Origin of the sequence: Streptomyces lanatus, from assembly GCF_014655715.1 — a bacterium.
GTDB lineage: Bacteria > Actinomycetota > Actinomycetes > Streptomycetales > Streptomycetaceae > Streptomyces > Streptomyces lanatus.
In genome coordinates, this window is sequence record NZ_BNBM01000001.1 from 520,093 (window position 1) to 545,644 (window position 25,552).

Consider the following 25,552-nt stretch of genomic DNA (forward strand, 5'->3'; position numbering starts at 1 on the left):
CCCCGTGGCCGGGCCGCCGCGGAAGGACGTGCGGAGATCATGCGTATCGCTTTTCTGACCGCCCCCGAGGGAGTCGAGCAGATCGAGCTCACCGACCCGTGGCGGGCGGCGGTGGCGGCGGGGCACGAACCGGTGCTCGTGTCGACCAGGCCGGGTGCGATCCAGGCGTTCCACCATCTCGACAAGGCGGAGAAGTTCCCCGTGCAGGAGGTCGTGGGCGAGACGTCGGCCGAGTCGTTCGGCGGCCTCGTCCTGCCGGGCGGAGTGGCGAACCCGGACTATCTGCGGACCAACCGCAAGGCCGTCGCCTTCGTGCGGGACTTCTTCGACCGGGGCCTGCCGGTCGCGGCGATCTGCCATGCGGCATGGACGCTGGTGGAGGCCGATGTCGTACGCGGCCGGGTGCTGACCTCCTGGCCGAGCCTGCGCACGGACATCCGCAACGCGGGCGGCACCTGGGTCGACGAGCAGGTGCGGATCTGCGACCACGGCCCCAACAGGCTGGTCACCAGCCGCAGGCCGGACGATCTGAAGGCGTTCTGCGAGACGTTCCTGGACGTGTTCGCCAGGACGTCGAAGGAAACGGTCTGACGGGGGCCGCGAGCAGGGGTGACCCGGACGTCAGCCGGCGGGATCCGCGCCCGGGGTGCGCTCGCGGGCGCCGTCACGGGTCCGGCCCGAGGCGACGGTGCGCCGCGGGTTGCGGCGCAGATACTCGCCCTCCAGCTGGGCCATCCGTTCGTTGTGGGCCCGCAGCGCGTCGTTCGAGCCGTACAGCAGCGTGTCGTGGCGCGTCCGGTGGATGGTCTCCAGCTCCTTCATGAGCTGCTGGTCGTCCAGCCGGCCGGGGTCGACTCCGGTCATCGTGGTGCCCCGCTCGTCGTGTTCGGACGTGCTCTCGCATCCACTGTACGAACACCTCGGGCGCCGGGCCTCCGCTACCGCGCCCGCTCCACCCGCCGCTCGTCCCATACGGGCTCCGCCGTCTCCCGCACCCGGCCGTCGCTGCCGAAGACCAGATAGCGGTCGAAGGAGCGGGCGAACCAGCGGTCGTGGGTGACGGCCAGCACGGTGCCCTGGAAGGACTCCAGCCCTTCCTGCAGGGCCTCGGCGGACTCCAGGTCGAGGTTGTCGGTCGGCTCGTCCAGGAGCAGGGCGGTGACGCCCTCCAGCTCCAGCAGGAGGATCTGGAAGCGGGCCTGCTGTCCGCCGGAGAGGCGGTCGAAGGGCTGCTCGGCCTGCTGGGTCAGTTCGTAGCGGCGCAGCCGGGACATCGCCGCGCCCCGGTCCTGGGCGTGCTCCTTCCACAGGATGTCGAGCAGGGTCCGGCCGATCAGCTCCGGGTGCGCGTGGGTCTGCGCGAAGTGGCCGGGCAGCACCCGGGCGCCCAGCTTCCAGGCCCCGGTGTGTGCCACGTCGTCGCCCGCCAGCAGGCGCAGGAAGTGCGACTTGCCCGAGCCGTTGGAGCCGAGGACGGCGACGCGCTCGCCGTAGAAGACCTCCAGCGAGAACGGCTTCATCAGTCCGGTCAGTTCGAGGTTCTCGCAGGTCACGGCCCGTACGCCGGTACGTCCGCCCTTCAGCCGCATGCTGATGTCCTGCTCGCGCGGCGGCTCCGGCGGCGGTCCCGCCTCCTCGAACTTGCGCAGCCTGGTCTGGGCGGCGCGGTAGCGGGAGGCCATGTCGGGGCTGTTCTCGGCCGCCTGACGCAGTGTCAGCACCAGTTTCTTCAGCTGGGCGTGCTTCTCGTCCCAGCGTCTGCGCAGCTCCTCGAAGCGGGCGAAGCGGGCCTGTCGGGCCTCGTGGTAGGTGCCGAAGCCGCCGCCGTGCACCCAGGCGTCCGCGCCCGCCGGCGAGGGCTCCACCGACACGATCTTCTCCGCGGCGCGCGCGAGGAGTTCACGGTCGTGGGAGACGAAGAGCACCGTCTTGCGGGTCTCCTTCAGCCGCTCCTCCAGCCAGCGCTTGCCGGGCACGTCGAGGTAGTTGTCCGGCTCGTCGAGCAGCAGCACCTCGTCCGTGCCGCGCAGCAGCGCCTCCAGCACCAGCCGCTTCTGCTCGCCGCCGGACAGGGTCCGCACCTGACGCCACTGCGCCTTCTCGTACGGCACACCGAGCGCGGCCATGGTGCACATGTCCCACAGCGTCTCGGCCTCGTAGCCCCGCGCCTCGGCCCAGTCGGCGAGGGCTTGGGCGTACTTCAGCTGGGCGGCCTCGTCGTCGACGGTCATGAGGGCGTGCTCGGCGGTGTCGACGGCCCGCGCGGCCTCGCGGATCCGGGGCGGCGCGACCGACACGAGCAGGTCACGCACGGTCGTCTCGTCCCGTACGGATCCCACGAACTGCCGCATCACGCCGAGTCCGCCACCGACGGTGACGGTGCCGCCGTGCGGCTTCAGCTCGCCGGAGATCAGCCGCAGCAGCGTCGTCTTGCCGGCGCCGTTGGGCCCGACCAGCGCCACGACGGCGCCTTCCCCCACCCGGAACGACACATCGCCGAGCAGCGCCCTCCCGTCGGGGAGGTAGTACTCGAGATGCGCGGCTTCCAGATGTCCCATGCAGCGGATTGTGCGGGCGGGGGGCGAGCCGGGGCAAACGCTTATTGCGGCAGAACCCGCCGCCGTCAGACCGCTTCCCCCGTCGGCCCGCTCTCCCCCGCGGGACCCACCGCCGCCCCCGCCCACGACAGCACCTTCCACCCGTCCTCGGGCGCCCCCTCGAGCACGACCACGCCGGTGTTGTCGAGGGGGTGCGCCGCCGCGAAGGCCACGTCCACGTTCGCCGCCCGTGCCGCCGTCCACATGCGGATGGCCGCGCCATGGCTGACCAGGGCGACGGTCCCGGCTCCGCTGCCGGCCGCCTCGGCGACCACGGCGTCGTAGCGCCCGAGCGCCTCCGCGCCGCTCTCCCCGCCCGGCATCCGCAGCTCCGTGTCGCCCGCCGCCCACGCGAAGACCGTCGTCATGTAGGCATGCCCCGCCTCCGTGTCACCGGGCAGCATCTCCAGGTCGCCCGCGGAGACCTCGCGGATGCCGTCACGGACGGTCACGCCGAGGCCGAGGTCCGCAGCGAGCGGGGCGGCGGTGAGCTGGGTGCGGATCAGGGTGGACGCGTAGATCGCCGAGATGTCCTCGCCGGCCAGTGCGGCGGGCAGTGCCGCGGCCTGTCGTTCGCCGAGTTCGGTGAGGCCGGGGCCGGGGGCGGCCGTGTCCAGGAGGTAGTCCACATTGGTCGGGGTCTGGCCGTGGCGGACGAGGAGCAGACGCATGTACGGGTTCCTCCGTGTGTCGGTCACCGCCGGACGGACAGCGATCGGCCACTTCAGGGTACCCAGCCCTGTATGAGCCCAGACGTCGATCTCACCGTCCCCAAGCCCGGCAGGCATGCCCTGCGCGACCGGTTCCTCTCGCTCGACTCGCGGCTGTTCGAGTTCGCCGCCGAGCAGCACTGGCCGTATGCCGAGCGGATCCTGCCGCGACTGAGCCGGAGTGCGAACCACGGGGTGCTGTGGTTCGCGGCGGCCGCCGCGATCGCCGCCAGCCGTACGCCCCGGGCCCGCCATGCCGCGGTGCGGGGCCTGGCCTCGTTGAGCCTGGCCTCGCTGACCATCAACACCGTCGGCAAGCGGTCGGTGCGCCGCCCGCGCCCGGTGCTGGATCCCGTACCGCTGGTCCGGCAGCTGAAGCGGCAGCCGATCACCACGTCGTTCCCGTCCGGGCATGCCGCGTCGGCGGCGGCGTTCCTCACAGGTGTCGCCCTGGAGTCGCCCGCCTGGGGTCTGGCGGTGGCGCCGATCGCCTGGTCGGTGGCGCTGTCGCGGGTGTACACCGGCGTGCACTTCCCGAGCGATGTGCTGGCGGGCGCGGCACTGGGCGCGGGTGCCGCGTTCGCCGTACGGGGCTTGGTGCCGACGCGTGACCGGCTGGTGCCGCCGGCCCGGCCCCGTACGGATGTTCCGGCGCTGCAGGACGGGGAGGGGCTGGTCATGGTGGCCAACAGGGCGGCGGGCACCGCCGACCGGGTGCACGCGCTGCTGGACCTGCTGCCGCGCGCCGAGCTCGTCGAGTGCGAACCGGCCGACATCCGGGCCGAGTTGCGCAGGGCGGCGGCCCGTGCCCGGGTGCTCGGGGTGTGCGGCGGCGACGGCACGGTGAACGCGGCCGCCGAGGTCGCGCTGCGACACGGGCTGCCGCTGGCGGTGCTGCCCGGCGGCACGCTGAACCACTTCGCCTATGACCTGGGGGTGGAGGACGAACGCGATCTGAGCCGGGCCCTGCGGCGCGGCGAGGCGGTGCGCGTGGACGTGGGCCGGTTCACCTGCGACGGGCGGCAGGGGCTGTTCCTCAACACGTGCAGCCTGGGCGTGTATCCGGAGCTGGTACGCGAGCGCGACCGTTTCTCGCCCCGGCTCGGCGCCTGGCCCGCCGGGGTGCTCGCGGCCCTGCGGGTCCTGCGCGGCGAACGCCACCCGCTGCACGCGGAGGTCGCCGGCCGTGCCCACCCGTTGTGGCTGCTGTTCGCCGGGAACGGCACCTACCACCGGCTGGGCCTGGCACCCGCCCGCCGGCTCGATCTCGCGGACGGGGTGCTGGACGTACGGGTCGTGCACGGCGGCCGGCGCCCCGCGCTGCGCCTGCTCGCGGCCGCCGTCGCGGGCCCGCTCACCCGCTCGCCGGCCCATGCCGCGGTCCAGGTCGGCCGGCTGAGTCTGACGGGTGTCACACCGGGGGCGCTGCTCGCGTACGACGGTGAAGTCACCGAGGTCGGGGGCGAGGTGACGTTGGAGAAGCTGCCGGAGGCGCTGACGGTCTACCGTCCGCTGCCCGGCATCCTGCCGTCCACATGGTGAAACGTGGGTCTCAATATTCGACATGCGGGCGTACGGTGTCGCCATGTCGAAGGCACAGGAAACCGCCGTGTACACCCACGGCCACCACGAGTCCGTGCTGCGCTCGCACACCTGGCGCACCGCCGCCAACTCGGCGTCCTACCTGCTCGGTTCGCTGAAACCGCACATGCAGATCCTCGACGTCGGCTGCGGACCCGGCACGATCACCGCCGACCTGGCCGCACTGGTCCCCGAGGGCCGGGTCACCGGCGTCGACCGGGCGCCCGGGATCCTGGAGCAGGCCCGGGCCACCGCCGACGGACGCGGCCTGACGAACGTCGACTTCGCCGTCGGCGATGTGCACGCGCTGGACTTCCCGGACGACACGTTCTGCGTGGTCCACGCCCACCAGGTGCTGCAGCACGTCGGCGACCCGGTGGCCGCGCTGCGCGAGATGCGCCGGGTCACCAAGCCCGGCGGTCTCATCGCGGTCCGCGACTCGGACTACGCGGCGATGACCTGGTACCCGGCGTCAGAGGGCATGGACGACTGGCTCGACCTCTACCGCCGCGTCGCCCGCGCCAACGGCGGCGAACCGGACGCCGGGCGCCGGCTGAAGTCCTGGGCGCTGCGGGCGGGGCTCACGGACATCACGGCGACGTCGAGCACCTGGACCTTCTCGACGCCGGAGGAGCGGGCCTGGTGGAGCGGGCTGTGGGCGGATCGCACACTGGCGTCGGCGTATGCCGAGCGGGCCGCGGAAGGCGGGCACGCGACGCCCGGGGAACTGCGGGCCGTGTCCGAGGCCTGGCGGGAGTGGGGGCGGCGGGACGACGGCTGGTTCAGCGTCCTGCACGGGGAGATCCTGTGCCGTGAGCAAGCCTGAAGTGTGAGCTGTTCTCATCGTGGGAGCAGCGGTCCGAGCGGCCCGAGGTCCAGATTCAGGTCCTCGGGCCGCAGCCCGTACCGCTCCCTCAGTTCGGCCATCCGGTCCTCCAGCAGCATCAGCGTCAGCCCGATCCGCTCCTCCTGCTCCTCGTCCAGTTCACCCGTGTCGAAGCGGCGCAGGGCCTGGCGCTCCATGAGCTGGCGGAGCAACTCGACGACCGTCAGGACGAGTTTCACGAGGTCCCGTTCGACCGTGTCGGGGTCCAGGTCCAGCCGGTTGCGCGGTGACGTCATGCCAACTCCCCCCAGGGCGACGGGACCTGCTCATTGACGGAGCTGATCAGGGCGTTCAGGTCGATGCGCACGAGGTCGACGTCGGCGATGCGCAGGGTGATGTCCCCGCTGACGACCACGCCCCCGGCGAGCAGCCGGTCGAGCAGGTCCACGAGGGAGACCTCACGGCGTTCGACGACGGTCATCGCTCCACCTCCGGCTCCTCCGCGAACTCACCGGTGAAGGAATACGCCGCCCAGGGCCCGGTGAGTTCGACCCGTATTCCGGGGGCGTCGTCCTTCTCCCGGTCCACCAGTTCCACGAATTCCTCGGAATCCGCGCGGGGCACCAGATAGGCGGCGTTGAGCACATTCTGTCCCGAGGCACCGGAGAGGGCGGCGCTCTGCGGGGCGTGCAGCCGGGAATCCTCGGCGAACGCGGAAAGCTTCTCGTGCAGCCGTCCGGCGAATTCCGTGGCCCGCTGCCATACGTCCTCGTGGGCACGGGTCTGCATACGGCGCCGGCGCAGATAGTCACGGCCCGACTGCGCCCCGTGCTCGGGCGGGCCGGGCTCGGCGTCCTGTGCGGGCTCCCTCTCCACGAACACCTTGACGCCCCACTCCACCCGGCCCTCCAGCCGGTCCAGGACCCGCCGGAAGTCCTCCTCGCGCGCCTCCATCATGGTCCGTACGCCGCTGTCGTCCCGGAAGACGGTGCCCAGCCGCAGCGGCAGCGGTGTGGTGACGGCGGTGAGCGCGTCGATGACCTGCTGATGGGCACGGGCGGTGACCGTGAGCCAGTCGAGGTCCTCCAGGTGGGCGCGCAGCGGCGCCTCGCCGAAGTCCGCCTCGGGCACCGTGCTGACGACGGCGACCAGGCCGTGATGCGTGAGCTGCTTGGGCGGCACCCCCGCGACCCCGGTCAGCTGCGCCTGGAGGGCGGAGCGGAAGGGGCGGCACACGGCGTAGACGTAGCGCAGAGTGGTCATGGGGCCTCCTCCTGTCCACGGGCGGCCTTCCCGGCGGGCGCCAGCTGCTCCAGCCGTTCCAGTCGCTCACGCAACTCGGCGTTCTCCCTGGCCAGTTCGTTGCGGTGGGCGCGGGAGGACAGCGCCGGGTCGTCCTCCCACCAGTCGATGCCCATCTCCTTCGCCTTGTCGACGGAGACGACGATCAGCCGCAGCTTCACGGTGAGGAGCTCGATGTCGAGCAGGTTGATCCGGATGTCGCCCGCGATCACGACGCCCTTGTCGAGCACGCGCTCCAGGATGTCCGCGAGGTTGGCGCCGCCGCCCTGGCCGAAGGGCTCCGGCAGCCTGCTGGATGTGGTCATCGCCGGCTCCCACTGCCCGCGTACCCGTCATCGTCCTCGTTCTCTCGGTGCTCCTCCTCTTGGTACTCCTCCTCGCCCTCCTCCGCGACCGCGTCCTCATGGGGGACGACACCCTTCGTGACACCCTCGTCACCCTCGGAAGTCGGGGCGATCCCCTGGTCCGGCACCTGCTCGGTGGTGTTCATCATGCTGTCCCGTCAGTGTTGCCGTACCCCGCGCGCAGGCCCGTCTCGAGCCGGTCGAGCAGTTCGTCCTCCTGACGGTCGAACTCCTCCTCGTCGATCTCGCCCGCGGCCAGCCGCTCCTCCAGCCGTGCCAGTTCGGCGCGCACGGTGTTCGGGTCGTAGTGGATGCGTTCCGCTTCGCTCAGTACCTGTCCGATCACCCATGCGCTGCCGCGCACCGGGGCGAACGGCAGCAGCAGCACCTCTCCGATCAGTCCCACGGCCTCACTCCCCCGCGCTCTCCGCGCCGGGCTCCACGAAGCTGTACGGCGGCAGCGGGCCATTGACGCGCAGTTCGAGGTGGGGATGGCCCGAGCGGAGCTGTTCGACCGCGGTGAGGAACGTCCCGGCCCCGTCGCGGTCCACCAGGAAGGACACATTGGCGAGCCAGCCGCTGGAGCCGGGGCCGACGCTGACGGCGTCCGCGGCCGGTTCCAGGGTGTGCCGCACATCGGTGGCGTCCTCGGCCTCCTGGGCCTTGACGGCGGCGACGACCATCTCGCCGAGGTGCAGCCGCTGGTCGTAACTGCCGCCGCCGGACTGCCGGTTGGCCTCAGTCAGGGCCCGGATCTCCGGGTTGCCGGCCAGCACGCGGTGCAGCACGGCCTCCTCGGCGTGGGTCGCCTTGACGTTGTACTCGACCTTGCCGTCCAGGGCCGTGAGGCGTTCCCTGTAGTGCTCGGAACGTTCGGCCAGGACGGAGCTGACGGCGTCGTCGTCGGGGGCGACGCTGCCGAACCGCATGGGCAGCACGCAGCCGGCCGCGCCGGCCTCGGCGAGCACGTTGGAGTGGGCGAGCAGTTCCCTGCGCTTGGGGCGCAGCCCCTCGGGGGCGTCGCTGACGAGGGCGGCCAGCTCACCCTGTTTCAACACCCGTACCGGGCGGGCCGGTTCACCGATGCCGCCCATGTCCGCCGGAAGCGCGGGGTGCGAGCTCGTGGTGATGCCGTACACATACGTACTCATTCCTGCTCCTCCTTCCGGCGTGACGCCGAGGACTTGCGGGCGCGCTGCCTGGGCCGCTGCTCGCCGTCCTCGCGTGTCTGCGCGAAGGCATCGGAGATGGTCTCGGCGGCTCCGGACTCGGTGATCTCGCCGACCATGCCGGGCAGGCCCGGGTCCTTGCGCGGCCCGGCCTCCAGGTCGAGCCGGTTGCACGCCTCGGCGAAGCGCAGATAGGTGTCCACGCTGGCCACGACGATCCGGATGTCGATCTTGAGGATCTCGATGCCGACGAGGGAGACCCTTAAGAAAACGTCGATGACCACCCCCCTGTCGAGTAACAGTTCGAGCACGTCGTAGAGGCCACTGGTGCCGCCTCCGCCGGACTGTTGTGCCGGGACAACGGTCATATGGGCCGTCTCTCCTTGTCTCGGGACGTGGTGCTGGGCGGGGGCGGGCGGCCTAGTGGCCGCCCCGCCTGTGTGCGTCGGAACGCCCACGCTCGTAGCGGCGCACGCGCCGGTATCCGGTGAGATGTCCTTCTCGGTCCAGATCGACCTGGTAGCTCGCCATCAGGCTCATCGTGTCGGGTACGCGGGACAGTTCCAGGACCTCGATCTCCAGGCTCCAGCCGTCCTCCGTCTGTTCGAAGGACGTGACCGTCTCCGCGTTCGCACCGATGAACTCGGCGAGCTGGGTCCGTGCCTGTCGCAGGACCACCATGGGGGCCGGACGTTTGTCCGGCCCGTCTGTCCGCTGTCTGGGTGAACTGGGTTTCCTCTGTGGGTCATTCATGGGCGCCTCCCGCGCCGAGTGGCCCGAGAGACGCCCGTCAAACACAGGGGTCCGGGTTCTTCAGCCGCTCATCGCGTCGAGCCTGCGCCGGGCCGGTCCGAGAGCGCGGCCCCGGCGGCTCAGCCCGGCCCACGGGTCGGTGCGCGCCTTCTCCACGGCGTCGGTGATCGTCCAGCGCCGCGCATGGAGTTCCGGGTCGTCCAGCTCGGACCAGGCGATCGGCGTGGCCACGGGGGCTCCGGGGCGGGCGCGGACGCTGTAGGGCGCGACGGCCGTCTGGGCGTAGGCGTTGCGCTGCACATCGAGGTACAGGCGCTCGCCGCGGTCCTTCTTGCGGGCGGCGGTGGTGAGGCGGTCGGGGTGGGCGGCGGCGAGCTTGTCGGCGACGTCCCGTGCGAACTCGCGTACCTCGTCGAAGTCCTCACGGCCCGTCAGCGGCACGACGATGTGCAGTCCGCGTGAGCCGGTGGTCATCGGCGCCGAGGGCAGCTCCAGCTCGTCGAGGAGCTCGCCGAGGAGACCGGCGGCCTCACGGACCTGTCCGAAGTCGTCACCGGCCGGGTCGAGGTCGAAGACCAGCCGGTCGGGGTGGTCGGGGCTGCTGGTGCGGGAGAGCCAGCGGTGCAGGGTGAGACTGGCCTGGTCGGTGAGGTACAGGAGGGTCGCGGTGTCGTCGCAGACCGTGTGGCGGACTGTGCCGTCCTCCTTGGGCAGTTCGACGCGGGTGATCCACTCCGGATAGTGCTCCGGGGTGTTCTTCTGCATGAACTCGGGCCCGTCCAGCCCGTCGGGGTGCCGTTCCAGCATCAGGGGGCGGCCCCGCAGATGGGGCAGCATGAACGGGGCGACGGACCGGTGGTAGTCGACGAGGTCGCCCTTGGTGTACTCCTTCGCGCCCCCGCCGCCGGGGAACAGCACCTTGTCGACCCGTTTGACCTCGACGGTACGGCGGCCCGCCCGCACCTTCCTCGTGGCCCCGCCGGTCACCGTACGACCGCCTCCTCCACCAGCAGCTTGCCCGCGGCGGCGATGGTCGCGGCGTCGATGCCTGCGGCGTGCAGCTGCTCGTCCGGTGACGCCGAGCCCGGCATCATGCGCACGGCGAGCCGGGCCAGCCGCGGCACCGGACGCCCGTCGAGGAAGGCGTCCAGGACGGCGTCGCCGAGGCCGCCCTCCTCATGGTGGTCCTCCACCGTGAGCAACAGGCCGGTGTCCTCAGCGGCCTGACGCAGCGTCAGCCGGTCGACGGGCTTGACAGAGTACAGGTCGACGACCCTGATGGGGATGCCCTCGCGGGCCAGGACGTCGGCGGCGGCGAGCGCCTCGTGCACGGTGACACCGGCCGCGACGACGGTCAGCCGGTCGTGGTGCCCGGCGCGCAGCACCTTGCTGCCGCCGACCGGGAACTCCTCGTCGGGGCCGTAGATCACCGGGCTCGCGCCGCGCGAGGTGCGCAGATAGCGGATGCCGTCCAGCCCGGCCATGGTGGCGACGAGCCTCGCGGTCTGGTTGGCGTCGCACGGGTACAGCACGGTCGAGCCGTGCACGGACCGCATCATCGCCAGGTCCTCCAGGCCCATCTGGCTCGGCCCGTCCTGCCCGATGGCGACACCGGCGTGCGAGCCGACGAGGTTGACGCCGACGCCGCTGACGGACGCCATGCGCACGAAATCGTGGGCGCGGGTGAGGAAGGCGGCGAACGTGGAGGCGTACGGCACCCAGCCACGGGTGGCGAGCCCGACCGCGGCCGCGACCATCTGCTGCTCGGCGATGTAGCACTCGAAGTACCGGTCGGGATGGTCCTTGGCGAAGAACTCCGTGCGTGTGGAGTCGCCGACCTCGCCGTCGAGGGCGACGATGTCGCCGCGGCCGGAGCCGAGGGCGGCGAGCGCCTTGCCGTAGGCGTCCCGGGTGGGGACGTCGTCACCCCGTTCCCAGCGGGGGAGTTCGATGTGCCCGGCGCGTACGGCGTGCAGCATGCGGCCGGCGGGCGGCTCATGGACCCGGACGAGTGCGTCGCGCGGTCCGCCGAGCTCGGCGATGGCCTCGTCGGGGTCGGGGAGTGGCTTGCCGTGCATTCCCTCGCGGTCCTCGACGGCCTTGACGCCCTTGCCCTTGAGGGTGCGGGCGAGGATGGCGGTGGGCTGTCCGGTGGTGGACGCGGCCTCGGCGTACGCCCGGTCGACGGCGTCGACGTCATGTCCGTCGACCTCGACGGTGTGCCAGCCGAAGGCCTGGAAGCGGCGGGCGTAGGCGTCGAGATCGTGGCCGTGCCGGGTCGGGCCGCGCTGGCCCAGCCGGTTGACGTCCACGATGGCGGTGAGCTGGTCCAGCCGCTCGTACGCCGCGTGCTCGGCGGCCTCCCACACGGAGCCCTCGGCGAGCTCGCTGTCCCCGCACAGGACCCATACGCGGTACCCGTCGCGCTCCAGCCGTTTCCCGGCCAGCGCGATACCGACGCCGATCGGCAGCCCCTGCCCGAGCGAGCCGGACGCGGTCTCCACCCATGGCAGCCGGCGCGGGGTGGGGTGCCCTTCGAGACGGCTGCCGATCCTGCGGAAGGTGAGCAGCTCGCCGTCCTCGATGGCGCCGACGGCCTTGTAGGCGGAGTAGAGCAGGGGCGTGGCATGCCCCTTGGACAGCACGAACCGGTCGTTGCCCGGGTGGGCGGGCCGCTCGAAGTCGTAGCGCAGATGCCGTGCGAGCAGCACGGCCATCAGTTCGGCGGCGGACATGGACGACGTCGGATGCCCCGACCCCGCGGCGGCGGAGGCCCGCACACTGTCCACCCTCAACTGCTGGGCGAGCTCGGTGAGTTCGGCGCTGTTCATGAGTCTCCCTCCGGGGAGGCGGGTTTCGCCGGGACGGGGTGCGCGAGGTCGTCGGGACGCCGTTTGTGGACGGCCGGGGCGTCGGAGGAGGGCGGCGGCTCGTGGCCCTCGGGGAGGTCCGACTGCCTGACGGGGCCCGGGGGTTCGGGGTGAGCGGCGGCGTCGGCGTCCTGGACGCTGTCCGCCGGTCCGGATCCGCCATCGCCGTGCGGCACCCGCGCCAGCTCGGGCGAGGCCGTGTCCAGCGGCACCGACCACGACCGTACGAGGCCCAACTGGACGGCCTGGCGGGGCAGTACGGCGTCCAGGAGCCAGTCGGCGGCCACGCGGACGCGGTTGCCGGGCAGCGCGGCGAGGTGGTAGCCGCGGGTGACCGCGCCCGCGGCCACTCCGGACAGGGGGATGCCGAGCGGGTTGGCGGCGGCCTTGACGCCGCCGAGGTCGACGACGAAGCCGAGGTCGCGGTGGCGGTAGACGCGCCGCTCCCCCAGGCCCAGGGAGGCTGCGACGTTGTGCGCGACGGCCTTGCCCTGCCGCCAGGCGTGCTGGGCGGTCATCGGCGTGTACGCGCCGGGCTTCTCCAGATCGGGCACGGCGGCCGCGTCCCCGGCGGCGAAGAGCCCCGGCCGGCCCGGTACCTGGAGGTAGGGGTCGACGAGCAACCTGCCCTTCTCCAGGGGCAGTTCGAGCGACTCGGCGAGCGGATCGGGCCGTACGCCGACGCACCACACCAGGGTGCGGGTGTCGACGAACTCGCCGTCGGTCAGCAGCACCCCGCGATGCGTGGCCTCCTTCACGGAGGTCCCCATCCGCACCTCGACGCCCCGCTGCCGCAGCACCCGGTCCGCCGTGCGCGACAGCTTCTCGTCCAGCTCGGGCAGGACGCGCTCGGCGATGTCGAGCAGCAGCCAGCGCGGCCGCAGGGGACGCCCCCGCACCTGGGAGTCGGTGAAGAGCTTGCCCTGCGCGGCGACCTCGGTCCCGGTGTATCCGGCGCCGACCACGACGAAGGTGCAGCGCGTGGATCGGCTCTCGGGATCCGAGGCGGCCAGTTCCATCTGCCGGGTCACGTGATCGCGCAGATACAGCGCCTCGGGCAGACCGCGGAAGCCGTGCGCGTGCTCGGCGACGCCGGGGATGGGCAGCAGCTTGTTGACGCTGCCCGCTGCGAGGATCAGCCGGTCATAGGGCAGGGTGCCGCTGTCGCCCTCGGGGCCGGTGTAGCGCACGGTGTTCCCGTCGAGATCGACGGCGTCGGCCTCGCCCAGCACGAGCCGGACGTCCGGCAGCGTCCCGGTCAGCGAGACGGTCACCCGGCGTGGCTCCAGGATGCCCGCGGCGACCTGGGGCAGCAGCGGCAGATACAGGAAGTAGTCGGTCGGGTTCAGCAGGGTGACGTCGGCCTTGTGCCGGGTGAGCCGGGACAGGACGCGGGCCGCCCGGTACCCGGCGAATCCGGCGCCGACGATCACGATGCGGGGTCGACTCACGGTGCGCCTCCGACGCTGTCGCGTACCTCGGGAGTCTTCCGCGTCCCCCGGGCGGGGACCGCCAAACGTCGGCCCGCCACCCCCTGGCCTTTGCTCCACGGCCCTGGCCGGCGCGGTTTCCCGCGGTGCCTGCGGGTACCCGGACGCCGATCCGTCCGCGCCGCCACGGCGGCAGTCCCGGAGGTGTCCCGCATGTCCGCGTACGGCCAGGTCACGGCAAGCACGGCGGGGGACGGACCGGCGCGATGAAACTCCGTCTGCCCGTCGTCTCCGTCTATACGGTGCCCACCGACGCCCCCGAGGCGGACGGCACCCTGAGCTGGAACTCCACGACCGTCGTGATCGCCGAGGTGAGCTCGGGCGACGAGACCGGCACCGGCTGGACGTACGGCCCGGCGGCGGTCGGTGACTTCCTGCGCGACCATCTCGCGGCGCTGATCGAGGGCCGCGGCGCCCTGGACATCCCGGCGGCGCACGACGCGATGTGCCGCGCGGTCCGCAACGCGGGCCGGCCAGGCGTCGCCGCGTGCGCGATATCGGCGCTGGACATCGCCCTGTGGGACCTCAAGGCCCGGCTCCTGGAACTGCCGCTGGCGCGGCTGCTGGGCGTCTGCCGGGAGCGCGTCCCCGTCTATGGCAGCGGCGGCTTCACGACGTACCACGACAAGCATCTGGCCGCGCAGCTCAACGGCTGGGTGCACGGTCAGCACATTCCGCGCGTGAAGATCAAGATCGGCGAGGACCGGGGCCACGCTGCCTCGCGCGACCTGGACCGGGTGCGCACGGCACGCGAAGTGATCGGTTCCGAGGCGGAGTTGTACGTGGACGCGGGCGGCGCCTACACCCGCAAACAGGCGGTCCGCGTCGGCCACGCGCTCGCCGAGCACGACGTCGGCTGGTTCGAGGAGCCGGTTCCCTCGGACGACCTCACAGGGCTGCGACTGGTCCGCGACAGCCTGCCGTGCGATGTCACGGCCGGTGAGTACGGCTACGACCTGCCGTACTTCGCCCGCATGATCGCCGCGGGCGCGGTCGACTGCCTCCAGATCGACGCCACCCGCTGCGGCGGTCTGACGGACTTCCTGCGCGCCGCCGCCCTCGCCCAGGCCCACGGTCTGGAGGTCTCGGCCCACTGCGCCCCGCACGCCCACGCCGCGGCGGCGGCCGCGATCCCCAACCTGCGGCACATCGAGTGGTTCCACGACCATGTCCGCCTGGAGGACCTGCTCTTCACCGGCGCCCTCGACCCGACGGGCGGCACGATCACCCCGGTCCACGGCCTCGGCCACGGGCTGACGCTGCGGACGGAGGAGATGGAGCGGTACCGGGTCGCCTGACGGCGGCGGGCGGGTCTCAGCGGCGGGCGAGGGCGGCCTTGGCGTCGGCCATGTCCACCGGCGGCGGCGAGGGCCTCGCCGCCGGCCGTCCGCACGTCGTCCGCCGTCGCGACGAGGCCCTCGCGCCCCCGGGCGAGCAGGGCGACCCAGTCCCCCCGCGCGGCGAAGGCGGAGGGCCGTCCCCCGGCCCACGCCGCCGCCGGCCTCGGTCACGACGACGGCCCCGCCGTACTTCGGCAGGGCCGTCGGCCGCGGTCGGCGCGTCTGGTCACGCCCGGTGGTGCGGCTGTTCGGGGTCGATGTCGTCGGGGTGCGGCGTCCACGTCCCCGCGGTGTCGGGTGCGCCCGCCTCCGGGGGTCCGGGCGGCATCGGCGGGTACGGCAGGCCGAGACCGCCCGGCGGGGCGCTCGGCGCGGTGCCGCCGAGGGTGCGGCCCGGGGTGGTTTCCGCCGCGTCCGTCGTCGGCCGCGCCGCGCCGCGCAGCAGGTACGCCACCGCACCGAGGATCACCGCGGTGATCAGCGCCGCCGCCCAGTCGGGCAGGCCGACGGCGAGTCCGAGCCCCAGGGCGAGTGCGAGGGCCGCGCCCGCGTACAGGGCGAGGGCTCCCGAACCGGCGTACAGCACGGCCCGGCGCCGCTGCCGGCGCAGCTCGTCGCGCACGGTCTCCCGCGCCACCTGCGCCAGCTCGTCGACCAGTTGCTTGTCCAGATGCTCAAGATGATCCAAGCGATCCATGCGCGCCGGGTACCCCTGCCCGCATCGGGCTAACGGGGAGTGCGGGGATCGCGTGAAACGATCTCCGTATCCGGCCGTGCCCAACTAGGCTTCCCGCATGGACATTCTGGGAGCCACGCTGCGCGTGTGCGTCGATGACCTGGAGGCCGCGGTCCCCTTCTACGAACGCCTCGCGGGCGGCACAGCCCTCCGCTTCGAGCGCGGTGGGGTGCAGGTGGCCGCGGTCGGCTGCTTCCTGCTGATGAGCGGCCCCGCGGCCGAGCTGGAGGTGCTGCGCAAGGTGGCCGCGACGATCGCCGTGAAGGACGTCGAGGAGGCCCGCCAGGTGCTCAGCGAGATGGGCGCGCACATCGTCGCCGGGCCGGTGGCGACTCCCGCCGGGCGCAATCTGATCGCGATGCACCCGGACGGCGCGATCTACGAGTACGCGGACCGTCAGGCGTAGCCCAGGGCCGTCACCACGACGTCGGTAAGCAGCGCCCCGGCCGTGCCCTCCGGGTCCAGGTCGGGGTCGTAGATGGTGACGTTGAGGCCGACGCAGTGCGCGGAGGCCAGCAACGGCCGTAGCACCGCGACCAGTTCGTCGGGGGTGAGGCCGTCCGGGTCGGGGCTGTCCACGGCGGGCATGACGGACGGGTCGAGGACGTCGGCGTCCAGGTGCACCCAGAAGCCGTCCAGCTCCGGAATCTCGAAGGTCTGCCGGGTGGCGGTGGCCAGAGCCTCGGCGCCCCATTCGCGCAGCTCACCGACGGTCACCGTGGGGATCTTCAGGTCGGCGAGTTCGGCGCGCTCCTCCTCGAAGCAGTCGCGGATGCCGAAGTACCGCACGTCCTCGTCCCGCAGATAGGGCCGCAGCCCTTCCAGGTCCGTCAGGTCCTCCTGCCCGCGCCCGGTGGCGAGCGCGACCTCCTCGCCACCCGCCGCACCGACCCGCTCGGAGTTGCCCGGGTGCCGGAAGTCGGGCGAGGCGTCCACCACGGCCAGCCCGTACCGGCCGACGCGGCGCAGCGCGAGGGCCGCGCCGAGGTTGATCGAGCAGTCGCCGCCGAGCACGAGCGGGAAGTCCCCGGCGCGCACATGCCCCTCGATGCGGTCGGCGAGCTTGCGGGTGTAGGAGGCTAGGGCGGCCGCGTTGAAGACGCCGTCCCCTTCCCGCCACTCCCCCCGGTCGTACCGGGGCGGCACCACGACCCCGCCCTCCAGCGCACGCAACCGCTGCACGATCCGCTGCTCCCGCAGGGCCCCGGCCAGCTTGTAGCAGCCGGGCACGGTGCCGGGGGCGGGCGGGCGCAGGCCCAGGTTGGAGGGGGCGTCGAGCACGACGATATTCCGCATGCGCTCCATCCTCGCGGACGTACAGTCGACCCTCAATCGCAATACACGGGAGCGGGCACATGAGCGAGCAGCACACCTACCGGGTGATCGTCCGGGGCACCTGGGACGGGCTCACCGACGAGGCCAGGGCACGGCTGCTCGCCGAGGCCGGGGAGCACGGCATGACCAGCATGCGGTTCACCGAGGAGGGATCGCTCACCTACGAGCCGTCCCCGCTCAAGCACTTCTCGATGCGCTATGTCGTGGTCTCCGACGCGGCCGACGGCGACGAGATGGCCGGGGCGATCGCCGAGGACCGGGCCGAGCGCGCGCTGCGGGAGCTGGGCTACGGCTTCGGTGAACTGAGGTCGACGGTCACGGACCTCGACACCATGAAGATCAACTTCAAGCCCGCATCTCGGCGGTGATCGCCCACCGTTCGTGATCGCGCCAGGCCCCGTCGATGAAGAGCATGCCCGGCGAGAAGCCCTCCAGGCGGAAGCCGCAGGTGCGGGCGAGGGCGATGGAGGCGGTGTTGGCCGGCTGGACGTTGATCTCCAGCCGGTGCAGCCGCATCGGTCCGAAGGCGTGGCCCACGACCAGGCCGAGACCGTCCCGCATCAGGCCGCGCCCGGCCGCGTGGGCGAAGGCGCCGTAGCCGAGGGCGCCGCTCTGGAAGGCGCCCTCGACGATGTTGTTGATGTTGATGAACCCGGCGATCCCCCCGCCGTCGTCCTTCGCGCAGACCAGGAACCCCGCCTTGGTCGGATCCTCGATCAGCCGCCCGGCATAGGCGGCGTAGGCGGCGGCGCTGTCCGGCGGGAAGAGCCAGGGGTGGTGCAGTTCCTTGCTCTCGCGGGCGCGCGCCGTGAACTCGCCACCGTCCTCATGGGTGAAGTGGCGTATGCCTACGCGGGGGCCTTCGGCGAGATAGCGGGACACGGGGTGCGGCATTGCGCCACCCTACGGCGCGTCACCGCCGCCGGCCCATGAAATAGGCGCCGAACAGCGCACCGATGACGCCCATGGCAAGCAGCGCCAGCCACAGCGGCATCGTCACCAGGGGGACCAGCAGCCGGATCTCGGTCTCGCGGGTGTTCTCGAAGATGAAGATCAGGGCGAGGACGGCGAGCACCAGCATGGTGATCCTGGCAGGGGTCATCGCCCCGGCCAGGCCACCCCGCTTCCCGCCGGCCCGCGTCCCCTTCTCCGACGTCTTCGCGGTCATACCACCAAGCATGCTCCCGAAGGAGCGATCACGCACGGTGAGCGGCCCGGCGGGGCGCTCAGTCGACCACCGGGAGCTGGAGCACACCCGTGTCGCGCGGCGAGCTGACCACCGTCACCGGCTTGATCCCCCGGTTCCCGAAGTACGCGTCGTCACTGGCCGCGATCACGAAGCCCAGCCGGTGCCCCTGCTCGTACCGGTGCACGATCCCCGGCAGCGTCACGGTGAAACTCTTCGTGACGTCGGGCACACGCACCGGTGCCACCAGCCGGTGCACCAGCGTCCGGGTGCCGTCGGGCGCGATGTCGTAGAGCTTGGCGAACAGGACGAGCTTGTCGGCGGCGTCCCCGGAGTGCTGGGTCCGCTCGGCCTTCGGGGAGACGACCCGCAGCGTGGCCCGGGGCGCGCCGACGACGTCGGTGGTGCGGGCGAGCGGCTCGCTTGTCCAGCCGAGGTGGGTGCCCGGGGTGTCGTACGGCGCCGGGTCGGGGAGGCCGATGAGCGCGGCGAGCGAGCTCTCCGAGTGGCTGGTGGGGACGAGCCAGTTGGTGTACGTACGGCTGCCGCGGGTCACCTTGCGGCGGTTGTCGACGAGCTTGCCGTCGCCGGAGAGGTAGAGCGTGCGGGTGGGCGTGGGGACGCGGTCGGCGGTGGCGTAGGTGTGGTCCGGGTCCGTGATCCAGTCGCGGTAGTAGGCGAAGGCCGGTCCGGTGTCGACCCTCTCCTTGCGCAGATAGCGGTCGAACCAGGCGAGGACGCGGCGGCCGACGTAGCTGGTCTCCAAGTTGCCCTGTCCGAGGTTGAGTTCGCCGGAGGCCGGGTCGGTGCGGCCGCCGCTGTGGCCCCAGGACTGCCAGATCATCTTCGTCGGGGTGCCCTGCGCCTTGAGCGTCCGGTACGTCGCCGTCGCCTCGTTGAGGTTGAAGAGGCTGTCGGCCTGGCCCTGGACGAGGAGGGTGGGTGCCTTGACCCGGTGCAGGTAGGACACCGGGGAGACGCTGCGGGCGTAGGCGAGCAGGTCGGCGGTCTGTTTCGCCGGGTAGCGGCCGGAGTTGAGGGTGCGGATGGTGTCGCAGGCCTTGGTGACGAAGTGCAGACAGGCGATGGAGTTGATGCGGGAGGGGGCGAGGTTGGCCTCCAGCAGGGGCTGGCCCTCGCCGATGAGGTAGAAGCCGTTGGCCCACTGCCATTTGAAGGCGCCGGGGACATGGCGGCTACCGAGGGCGTTGTTCGGGTCGAGGGAGTAGGCGAGGTCGTTCCAGGTGATCATCGGCACCAGTGCGTCGAGGCGCCGGTCGACGGCGGCCGTGGCCAGCTGGACGGCGCCGCCGTAGGAACCGCCGACCATGCCGACGCGCGGGTCGCCGGGGGCGTCGAGGGTGACGTAGTCGGCCCTGGTGCCGTCGTCGGCGGCTCGTCCGCCGCCCAGGAAGTCGATCAGGCGGGAGGCGGCGACGCCGTCGATGGCGGGGTCGTCGAGCGCGATCAGACAGCCGGTCCTGCCGAAGCCGAGGCCGGAGTAGACGAGGGCGACATAGCCGCGCCGGGCGAATGCCTCGCCCACCACATTGGTGGAGCCGTCGTTCTTGCTGCCGCCGAAGCCGTTGGTGGTGACGACGGCGGGGGCGGGGTGGGCACGGTCCGCGCCGGCGGGCCGGTACAGATCGGCGTCGACCGTGCAGGTCCGGCCGCCCGCCTGGACGGTGAACTTCAGCGCGGTGACGGTGTACTCGCCGGTCGCGGCGGCTGCGGCCGGTGCGGAGAGGGCGAGGGGTGCGGTGAGCGTGGCGCCGAGAGCGAGTGCGAGCGGGGTTCGGAATCTGGACACACGACGGGCATCACGACGGGACACGGAGGACCTCCACACTGAGGCACGCACTGAAGGAAACCGAGGACGACCCTGCATACCGACCAGTAAGTACCGGCCGGTTGTCATGGTGTGACACGTGTCAGACGGGGTCAATCACCGTGAAGGAGGGTTTCCTGACGGAAATTCAGTGCAGGGCGCTCAGCGCAGCGCGGGCACGTCCAGCGCCAACTCCCTCGCCTCGGCGTCGAGTTCGGCCCGCACGCCGAAGGGCATCGTCAACGCCCCTTCGCAGTGCCCGAAGCCGAACTCCTCCACCACGGGCACGCCAAGACCACCCAGCCGGTCGACCAGAACCGCGCGCACCGCGTCATACGGACCGCACCCCGCCCAGGACCCGAGCGCGATCCCGGCGACCCCGTCGAGCCACCCCGCGCGCAGGAGTTGCGTCAGCATCCGGTCGATGCGGTACGGCTGCTCGCCGACGTCCTCGATGAGCAGCAGTCCGCCTCGCGCACCGGTCCAGGCGTGCGGTGTGCCGAGATCGGACGTGAGCATGCTCAGACAGCCCCCGAGGGTGACGCCCCGGGCCCGCCCGGGCACCATGGCCGTGCCGTCGGAGGGGATCACACGGACCGTCTCCGGGTCGAGGAGCGTGGCCTTGAGGTGCTCCTGCGCGCGGGCGTTCTTGATGAAGTCGACCCCGGCCGCCGCCGGGCCGTACAGCGTGACCAGGCCCAGGTTCGTGGCGAAGGCCTGGTGCAGCACCGTGATGTCGCTGAAGCCGACGAACACCTTGGGCCCGGCCGCCCGCATCGCCTCCCAGTCGAGGAGGTCGACCATGCGCTGGGCCCCATAGCCGCCCCGGGCGCACAGCACGGCGGCCACGGCAGGGTCGCACCAGGCGCGCTGGAGATCGGCGGCGCGGTCGGCGTCGGTGCCCGCGAGGTGGTCCAGTTCCCGGTGCCGGTCCAGCACATGGGGTGCGATCACCGGGTCGAGGTCCCAGCCGCGCAGCACGTCCAGCCCGGCCTCCAGGCGCTCCTCGGGCACGGGGCCGCTCGGCGCGACGACGGCCACGCGGGCGCCGGGGGCGAGTCGGGACGGACGGACGAGCGGCCCGACGGAATCGTTCACTTGGCGAGCTCCAGTTTGGGGATCCCGGGCGGGTTGAGCCCGAACACCTGGGCGTACAGGGAGAGTTCGGACTCCAGGACGCGGATCATCGTCTCGGCCCGCTTGAAGCCGTGGCCCTCCCCCTCGAAGGCGATGTAGGCGTGCGGCACCCTGCTCCCCTCGATGCGGGCGAGGAACCGTTCGCACTGGGCGGGCGGGCAGATCACGTCGTCCAGGCCCTGGAGCAGCAGGAACGGCACGGTGAGGCGGTCGGCGTGGGCGGTGGGCGAGCGTTCGGCGTAGCGCGCCGGGACTTCGGCGAGCGGGCCGACCAGGGACTCCAGGTAGCGCGATTCGAAGTCATGGGTCTCGCCGGTGCCCCAGGCGGCCAGGTCGAGGATCGGATACAGGATCGTGCCGCAGGCGTAGACGTCGGTCGTGGTGAGGGACGCGGCCGTGGTCCAGCCGCCCGCGCTGCCGCCCCGGATGGCGAGCCGGTCGCGGTCGGCGGTGCCCTCGTCGGCGAGGGCGAGCGCGACGGCCGCGCAGTCCTCCACATCGACCACGCCCCACTGCTCGCGCAGCCGGTCCCGGTACTCCCGGCCGTATCCGCTGGAGCCCCCGTAGTTGACCTCCGCGACGCCGATGCCGCGCGAGGTGAAGTAGGCGATGGCCAGGTCGAGCACGAGGGGCGCCCGGTCGGTGGGGCCGCCGTGCGCCCGGACGACGTACGGCGGCGGGGTGTCGGCGGGGGCGACACAGCCCGGGTTGTGGGGCGGGTAGATGTGGGCGTGGATCTCGTCCCCGGCGGGCCCGGTGAAGGTGCGGATCTGCGGCTCGGGGTAGTAGGCGGGGTCCACGGCGTCGTCGTGCGCGGCTCCGACGACCCGGGTCCGGCCGGTCCGCGTGTCCAGCTCGACCACCTCGTAGGCGCTGCGCGGACTGGCCCCGACGGCCACGACACGCTCCCCGCTCACCGCGAGCGTGGGCGCGAACTCGGTCCAGGGTCCCGCAGCGTCGACGATCTCACCGGTCTCGGGGTCCAGAATCCCGAGGGCCGTCGTGCCCCGCCCGTGCACGACGGCGACGAGGCCGCCCGGCAGCGGGGCGAACCAGCGCAGGCCGAGCTTCCACAGCGGCCCGCCGAACTCCTCCTCGCGCGGGCAGAGGGGTACGCCGTCCCGGTAGAGGTTCCACCAGCCGCCGCGGTCGCTCGTGTACAGCAGCCGCCCGTCCGCCGACCAGTCGACCTGGGCGATCGACTCGTCAGGACCCCCGGCGACGACAGAGACGTCACCGAACACACCCTCCGTACCGACATCGGCGACCAGCAGCTCCGTCCCGTCCCACGGCATCCGCGGATGGTCCCAGGCGAGCCACGCCGCCCGCCGCCCATCGGGCGAGATCCGGGCCCCGGTGACGAACTGGTGCCGCCCATCGGTGAGTTCACGTACGGCGCCCCGGTCGTCGGCGGCCGAGCCGTCGAGCGGTACGGCGGCCAGGACCCGTCGCACATCGGTCGGTGAAGGCCCGATGAACTCCTCCAGCACGCACCACACTTCACCGAGGTCGAGGCGCAACTGCGGCTCCACCCACCGCAGTCCACCGCCCACCTCTGACACGGGACTGAGCGGACGCGGCTCGCCGCCCTCCTCGTACAAGTAGAGCCGCTGATCGGCGAAATCGACGAAGGCGACGAGCGGCCGACCGTCGACCACCGCACCGGCCCATGGATGTCCGCCGTACTCGACGACCCTGCTGCGCACATTCCACGGCGCGGGCAGCACCGGCTCCTCACGGCCGTCGTCCCGGCGCCGCACCAGGGTGCGCCGGCCGCCCTCCGTGGGCCGTGGCTCGATCCACCACACCTCGTCGCCGACGAAGCCCACGTACTCGGGCAGTCCCTCGTGCGCGGCGGCGACGGCCGCGTCGATGGGCGAGGACCAGGAACCGTACGCCAGGGTCCGCACTGTCTTCCCCACCCCGCTCAGGCCGCGCGCAGGAACCGGTCGAGGACCCGCACGCCGAAGCGCAGCGCCTCCACGGGCACGCGCTCGTCGACGCCGTGGAACATGGCCCCGTAGTCGTAGCCCTCCGGCAGCCTCAGCGGCGAGAAGCCGTAGCCGGTGATGCCGAGCCGGGAGAACTGCTTGGCGTCGGTGCCGCCGGGCATGCAGTACGGCACCACGTCGCCCTCGGGTGCGAACTCCTCGACGGCGGCGCGCATCCGGGCGTACGTCGGTGAGTCGAGCGGCGACTGGAGCGCCACCTCGTGGTGGTGGAACTCCCAGTCCACGTCCGGCCCGGTGAGTGCGTCCATGGTGGCGCGGAACTCGTCCTCGAAGCCGGGGAGGTAGCGGCCGTCGACGTAGGCCACGGCCTCCCCCGGAATGACGTTGACCTTGTAACCGGCTTCCAGCATGGTCGGGTTGGCGCTGTTGCGGACGGTCGCCTCCACCAGCTTGGCCGTGGGGCCGAGCTTCGCCAGCAGGCCGTCGACGTCGTCAAGGTCGGCGTCGAGGCCGTACAGCGCGGCGAGTTCGATGAGGGCGGCGCGGACCGTGGGGGTCAGGCGGATCGGCCACTCGTGGGCGCCGATGCGGGTGACGGCGGCGGCGAGCCGGGTCACCGCGTTCTCCCGGTTGGGCCGGGAGCCGTGCGCGGCGCGTCCGCGTGCCGTGAGCTTGACCCAGCCGGTGCCGCGCTCCCCGGCCGCCAGCGGATAGAGCTGCCTGCCGCTGCCGTCGTGGACCGTGAAGGCGCCGGACTCGCCGATGCCCTCGGTGCAGCCCTCGAACAGCGCCGCGTGCCGGTCGGCGAGGAAGCCTGAGCCGTCCTCGGCGCTGGCCTCCTCGTCGGCGGTGAACGCGATCACGACGTCCCGGCGGGGCCGTACGCCCTCCCGTGCCCAGGCCCGGACGACGGCCAGGATCATCGCGTCCATGTTCTTCATGTCGACCGCGCCCCGGCCCCACACGACGCCGTCGCGGATCTCCCCGGAGAAGGGGTGCACGCTCCAGTCGCCGGCCTGCGCTGGTACGACGTCGAGATGACCGTGCACCAGCAGCGCCTCCGCCGAAGGGTCGGTGCCCTCGATACGGGCGACGACGTTCGTACGGCCCTTGGTGCGCTCCAGCAGGGTGGGTTCCAGGCCCGCCTCGGTGAGCCGCGCTGCGGCGTACTCGGCGGCGGGGCGCTCCTGGCAGTCACCGCCGCCCCGGTTGGTCGTGTCGATGCGGATGAGGTCGGACGTGAAAGTGACGACCTCGTCCAGTGCCTGCTCGTCAGCCATACTGCTCCTCCACCGCGGCCGAGACGATCGTGGTGACCGCCTTGAAGGTACGGATTCCCTCGTACATCCGCTCGCTGGTGTACGCCACCTTGCGCTCACCGATACGTTCGACGCCCGGGACGACGGTGGCGGCCATCGCGAGATGCTCGGCGTCGAACTCGACCGCGACCGTGAACGGTCCACCGTTCACCGGCTCCTGACGGACCGCCAGCCGGGCCGCCTCCTTCGCTGCCGCACGGATGTCGGCGGCGGTCCTGGCGGGCGTACGGCACACGGCGGCGTACCGCGAGACATGGTCCTTGACGGCGACCTTCAGCGCCTCGGGCGCGTACCCGAGCGCGTCCTCGCAGGCCACGTCGTCGCCGGTGACGAGCACGACGGGCACGCCATACTCGGCGACGACGTGCGCGTTCAGCAGGCCTTCGCTGGCGCGTACGTCGTTCAGCCACACGCCGGTGATCTGGTTCGCGAGGTAGGTGTGCGCGAGGACGCCCTCCATGCCGGCGCCCGCGTGGTAGCCGACGAAGGCGATGCCATCCACGTCGCCGTGCTGCACGCCCTCGACCATGGAGAGCGCCTTGTGGCGGCCGGTGAGCATCTGCGCGCGCTCGTCGAGCTGTTCGAGCAGCAGATTGCGCATGGTCCAGTGCGCCTCATTGATGAGGACGTCGTCGGCGCCGCCGTCGAAGAACCCCAGCACCGCGGCGTCGACGTCCGAGGTGAACATTCCCCGGCACCGCTCCCACTGCGGCGTCCCCGGCAGCACGTCGGCGGGCCAGGTCACGCCGGTGGCGCCCTCCATGTCGGCGCTGATGAGGATCTTCATGGTGATTCACGTTACGCGCCCGCGCGGGGACCCGCCACGAAGCGGACGAACGCCACTTTCACGCCCCCGAGGCGTGCTTGTCAGCCGGCGTGTACGGGCACTACTGTCACCACGCCTTGGTGAACGGGAAATCCGGTGTGATGCCGGTGCGGCCCTCGCCACTGTGAATCGGGAAGTCCGGCTCCGGCCCTCGCGGGCAGCCACTGGGTCCTTGTGACCCGGGAAGGCGGAGCTCGGGCGTGTGGTACCCGTCAGCCAGGAGACCGGCCAAGGCGCGTCAACCATCCACG

General features: G+C 72.1%; 30 protein-coding genes and 1 riboswitch. Of the genes, 6 read left to right on the forward strand and 24 right to left on the reverse strand.

Annotated features, from left to right (window positions below):
* The first annotated feature begins 39 nt into the window (after window positions 1–39).
* Complete coding sequence (locus IE325_RS02255; protein ID WP_190067911.1) at window positions 40–591, forward strand: type 1 glutamine amidotransferase domain-containing protein; 552 nt, start codon at window positions 40–42, stop codon at window positions 589–591.
* 30 nt (window positions 592–621) lie between these two features.
* On the opposite strand, the gene IE325_RS02260 is transcribed toward IE325_RS02255, so the two are convergent.
* The 3 genes from IE325_RS02260 to IE325_RS02270 all read right to left on the reverse strand — a co-directional run bounded on the left by IE325_RS02260 (window position 622) and on the right by IE325_RS02270 (window position 3,268).
* A complete protein-coding gene (locus tag IE325_RS02260; RefSeq protein WP_190067912.1) occupies window positions 622–864 on the reverse strand; it encodes a DUF6158 family protein in 243 nt (80 codons plus the stop codon).
* A 74-nt stretch (window positions 865–938) separates the two neighbouring features.
* Window positions 939–2,558, reverse strand: a complete 1,620-nt coding sequence (locus IE325_RS02265; protein ID WP_190067913.1) for an ATP-binding cassette domain-containing protein — start codon at window positions 2,556–2,558, stop codon at window positions 939–941.
* Window positions 2,559–2,623: 65 nt separating this feature from the next.
* On the reverse strand, window positions 2,624–3,268 hold the full coding sequence (locus IE325_RS02270; protein WP_190067914.1) for a histidine phosphatase family protein: 645 nt from the start codon (window positions 3,266–3,268) through the stop codon (window positions 2,624–2,626).
* A gap of 72 nt (window positions 3,269–3,340) precedes the next feature.
* On the opposite strand from IE325_RS02270, the gene IE325_RS02275 reads away from it, so the two are divergent.
* Together IE325_RS02275 and IE325_RS02280 are read left to right on the forward strand one after the other, a co-directional pair.
* Window positions 3,341–4,849 (forward strand): bifunctional phosphatase PAP2/diacylglycerol kinase family protein, encoded by a 1,509-nt coding sequence (locus IE325_RS02275; protein ID WP_190067915.1) that lies wholly within the window; start codon window positions 3,341–3,343, stop codon window positions 4,847–4,849.
* A 43-nt stretch (window positions 4,850–4,892) separates the two neighbouring features.
* A complete protein-coding gene (locus IE325_RS02280) occupies window positions 4,893–5,714 on the forward strand; it encodes a methyltransferase domain-containing protein (RefSeq protein WP_190067916.1) in 822 nt (273 codons plus the stop codon).
* Window positions 5,715–5,728: 14 nt separating this feature from the next.
* Here the strand turns inward: IE325_RS02280 and IE325_RS02285 are convergent, their stop codons facing one another.
* Genes IE325_RS02285 through IE325_RS02340 form a run of 12 tightly spaced genes read right to left on the reverse strand, consistent with a single transcriptional unit; the run spans window position 5,729 to window position 13,603 of the window.
* Window positions 5,729–6,010: a gas vesicle protein K gene (locus IE325_RS02285; protein WP_190067917.1), complete on the reverse strand. Its 282-nt coding sequence runs from the start codon at window positions 6,008–6,010 to the stop codon at window positions 5,729–5,731.
* Window positions 6,007–6,195 (reverse strand): gas vesicle protein, encoded by a 189-nt coding sequence (locus IE325_RS02290; protein WP_190067918.1) that lies wholly within the window; start codon window positions 6,193–6,195, stop codon window positions 6,007–6,009. Before IE325_RS02290 ends, IE325_RS02285 begins: the two co-directional genes overlap by 4 nt.
* The gene (locus IE325_RS02295; RefSeq protein WP_190067919.1) at window positions 6,192–6,977 is read right to left on the reverse strand and encodes a GvpL/GvpF family gas vesicle protein; all 786 of its coding nucleotides are present in this window, start codon (window positions 6,975–6,977) and stop codon (window positions 6,192–6,194) included. Before IE325_RS02295 ends, IE325_RS02290 begins: the two co-directional genes overlap by 4 nt.
* Window positions 6,974–7,321: a gas vesicle protein gene (locus IE325_RS02300; RefSeq protein ID WP_190067920.1), complete on the reverse strand. Its 348-nt coding sequence runs from the start codon at window positions 7,319–7,321 to the stop codon at window positions 6,974–6,976. The genes IE325_RS02295 and IE325_RS02300 overlap by 4 nt, the downstream gene beginning before the upstream one ends.
* Window positions 7,318–7,509 carry a hypothetical protein gene (locus IE325_RS02305; protein ID WP_190067921.1) on the reverse strand — a complete coding sequence of 64 codons (192 nt, stop codon included), beginning with the start codon at window positions 7,507–7,509 and terminating at the stop codon, window positions 7,318–7,320. Before IE325_RS02305 ends, IE325_RS02300 begins: the two co-directional genes overlap by 4 nt.
* Window positions 7,506–7,766 carry a gas vesicle protein GvpG gene (locus IE325_RS02310; protein ID WP_190067922.1) on the reverse strand — a complete coding sequence of 87 codons (261 nt, stop codon included), beginning with the start codon at window positions 7,764–7,766 and terminating at the stop codon, window positions 7,506–7,508. The genes IE325_RS02305 and IE325_RS02310 overlap by 4 nt, the downstream gene beginning before the upstream one ends.
* Before the next feature lie 4 nt (window positions 7,767–7,770).
* Window positions 7,771–8,511 (reverse strand): GvpL/GvpF family gas vesicle protein, encoded by a 741-nt coding sequence (locus tag IE325_RS02315; RefSeq protein WP_190067923.1) that lies wholly within the window; start codon window positions 8,509–8,511, stop codon window positions 7,771–7,773.
* The gene (gene gvpJ / locus IE325_RS02320; RefSeq protein WP_190067924.1) at window positions 8,508–8,897 is read right to left on the reverse strand and encodes a gas vesicle protein GvpJ; all 390 of its coding nucleotides are present in this window, start codon (window positions 8,895–8,897) and stop codon (window positions 8,508–8,510) included. The genes IE325_RS02315 and gvpJ overlap by 4 nt, the downstream gene beginning before the upstream one ends.
* 52 nt (window positions 8,898–8,949) lie before the next feature.
* A complete protein-coding gene (locus tag IE325_RS02325) occupies window positions 8,950–9,282 on the reverse strand; it encodes a gas vesicle protein GvpO (RefSeq protein WP_190067925.1) in 333 nt (110 codons plus the stop codon).
* Between the two features lie 60 nt (window positions 9,283–9,342).
* The gene (gene ligD, locus IE325_RS02330; RefSeq protein ID WP_190067926.1) at window positions 9,343–10,269 is read right to left on the reverse strand and encodes a non-homologous end-joining DNA ligase; all 927 of its coding nucleotides are present in this window, start codon (window positions 10,267–10,269) and stop codon (window positions 9,343–9,345) included.
* Complete coding sequence (locus tag IE325_RS02335) at window positions 10,266–12,113, reverse strand: transketolase (RefSeq protein WP_190067927.1); 1,848 nt, start codon at window positions 12,111–12,113, stop codon at window positions 10,266–10,268. The genes ligD and IE325_RS02335 overlap by 4 nt, the downstream gene beginning before the upstream one ends.
* Entirely contained in the window at window positions 12,110–13,603 is a 1,494-nt protein-coding gene (locus IE325_RS02340) for an NAD(P)/FAD-dependent oxidoreductase (RefSeq protein WP_190067928.1), read from the reverse strand. The genes IE325_RS02335 and IE325_RS02340 overlap by 4 nt, the downstream gene beginning before the upstream one ends.
* 245 nt (window positions 13,604–13,848) lie before the next feature.
* On the opposite strand from IE325_RS02340, the gene IE325_RS02345 reads away from it, so the two are divergent.
* A complete protein-coding gene (locus IE325_RS02345) occupies window positions 13,849–14,940 on the forward strand; it encodes an enolase C-terminal domain-like protein (protein WP_190067929.1) in 1,092 nt (363 codons plus the stop codon).
* A 268-nt stretch (window positions 14,941–15,208) separates the two neighbouring features.
* Here IE325_RS02345 and IE325_RS02350 read toward each other — a convergent pair whose 3' ends face one another.
* The gene (locus tag IE325_RS02350) at window positions 15,209–15,679 is read right to left on the reverse strand and encodes a phage holin family protein (RefSeq protein WP_190067930.1); all 471 of its coding nucleotides are present in this window, start codon (window positions 15,677–15,679) and stop codon (window positions 15,209–15,211) included.
* Window positions 15,680–15,776: 97 nt separating this feature from the next.
* Here IE325_RS02350 and IE325_RS02355 point away from each other — a divergent pair, with 97 nt between their 5' ends.
* Window positions 15,777–16,124: a VOC family protein gene (locus tag IE325_RS02355; protein ID WP_190067931.1), complete on the forward strand. Its 348-nt coding sequence runs from the start codon at window positions 15,777–15,779 to the stop codon at window positions 16,122–16,124.
* On the opposite strand, the gene IE325_RS02360 is transcribed toward IE325_RS02355, so the two are convergent.
* Window positions 16,115–17,014 carry an arginase family protein gene (locus tag IE325_RS02360; protein WP_190067932.1) on the reverse strand — a complete coding sequence of 300 codons (900 nt, stop codon included), beginning with the start codon at window positions 17,012–17,014 and terminating at the stop codon, window positions 16,115–16,117. The two genes, IE325_RS02355 and IE325_RS02360, sit on opposite strands and share 10 nt — an antisense overlap.
* Before the next feature lie 59 nt (window positions 17,015–17,073).
* Between IE325_RS02360 and IE325_RS02365 the strand changes: the two genes are divergently transcribed.
* The gene (locus IE325_RS02365; protein ID WP_190067933.1) at window positions 17,074–17,421 is read left to right on the forward strand and encodes a DUF6204 family protein; all 348 of its coding nucleotides are present in this window, start codon (window positions 17,074–17,076) and stop codon (window positions 17,419–17,421) included.
* Here the strand turns inward: IE325_RS02365 and IE325_RS02370 are convergent.
* The 7 genes from IE325_RS02370 to IE325_RS02400 all read right to left on the reverse strand — a co-directional run bounded on the left by IE325_RS02370 (window position 17,399) and on the right by IE325_RS02400 (window position 25,262).
* Window positions 17,399–17,947 carry a GNAT family N-acetyltransferase gene (locus IE325_RS02370; protein WP_190067934.1) on the reverse strand — a complete coding sequence of 183 codons (549 nt, stop codon included), beginning with the start codon at window positions 17,945–17,947 and terminating at the stop codon, window positions 17,399–17,401. The genes IE325_RS02365 and IE325_RS02370 overlap by 23 nt on opposite strands.
* 19 nt (window positions 17,948–17,966) lie before the next feature.
* Window positions 17,967–18,221: a LapA family protein gene (locus tag IE325_RS02375; RefSeq protein ID WP_190067935.1), complete on the reverse strand. Its 255-nt coding sequence runs from the start codon at window positions 18,219–18,221 to the stop codon at window positions 17,967–17,969.
* 58 nt (window positions 18,222–18,279) lie between these two features.
* A complete protein-coding gene (locus tag IE325_RS02380) occupies window positions 18,280–20,127 on the reverse strand; it encodes a CocE/NonD family hydrolase (RefSeq protein WP_190067936.1) in 1,848 nt (615 codons plus the stop codon).
* Window positions 20,128–20,229: 102 nt separating this feature from the next.
* Window positions 20,230–21,165: a S66 peptidase family protein gene (locus IE325_RS02385; protein WP_190067937.1), complete on the reverse strand. Its 936-nt coding sequence runs from the start codon at window positions 21,163–21,165 to the stop codon at window positions 20,230–20,232.
* Entirely contained in the window at window positions 21,162–23,126 is a 1,965-nt protein-coding gene (locus IE325_RS02390) for a S9 family peptidase (RefSeq protein ID WP_190067938.1), read from the reverse strand. Before IE325_RS02390 ends, IE325_RS02385 begins: the two co-directional genes overlap by 4 nt.
* A gap of 5 nt (window positions 23,127–23,131) precedes the next feature.
* Window positions 23,132–24,436: a M20/M25/M40 family metallo-hydrolase gene (locus IE325_RS02395; protein WP_190067939.1), complete on the reverse strand. Its 1,305-nt coding sequence runs from the start codon at window positions 24,434–24,436 to the stop codon at window positions 23,132–23,134.
* Entirely contained in the window at window positions 24,429–25,262 is an 834-nt protein-coding gene (locus IE325_RS02400; protein ID WP_190067940.1) for a M55 family metallopeptidase, read from the reverse strand. Before IE325_RS02400 ends, IE325_RS02395 begins: the two co-directional genes overlap by 8 nt.
* A 100-nt stretch (window positions 25,263–25,362) precedes the next feature.
* Window positions 25,363–25,548: riboswitch (cobalamin riboswitch) on the forward strand.
* The last annotated feature ends 4 nt before the right edge of the window (window positions 25,549–25,552 follow it).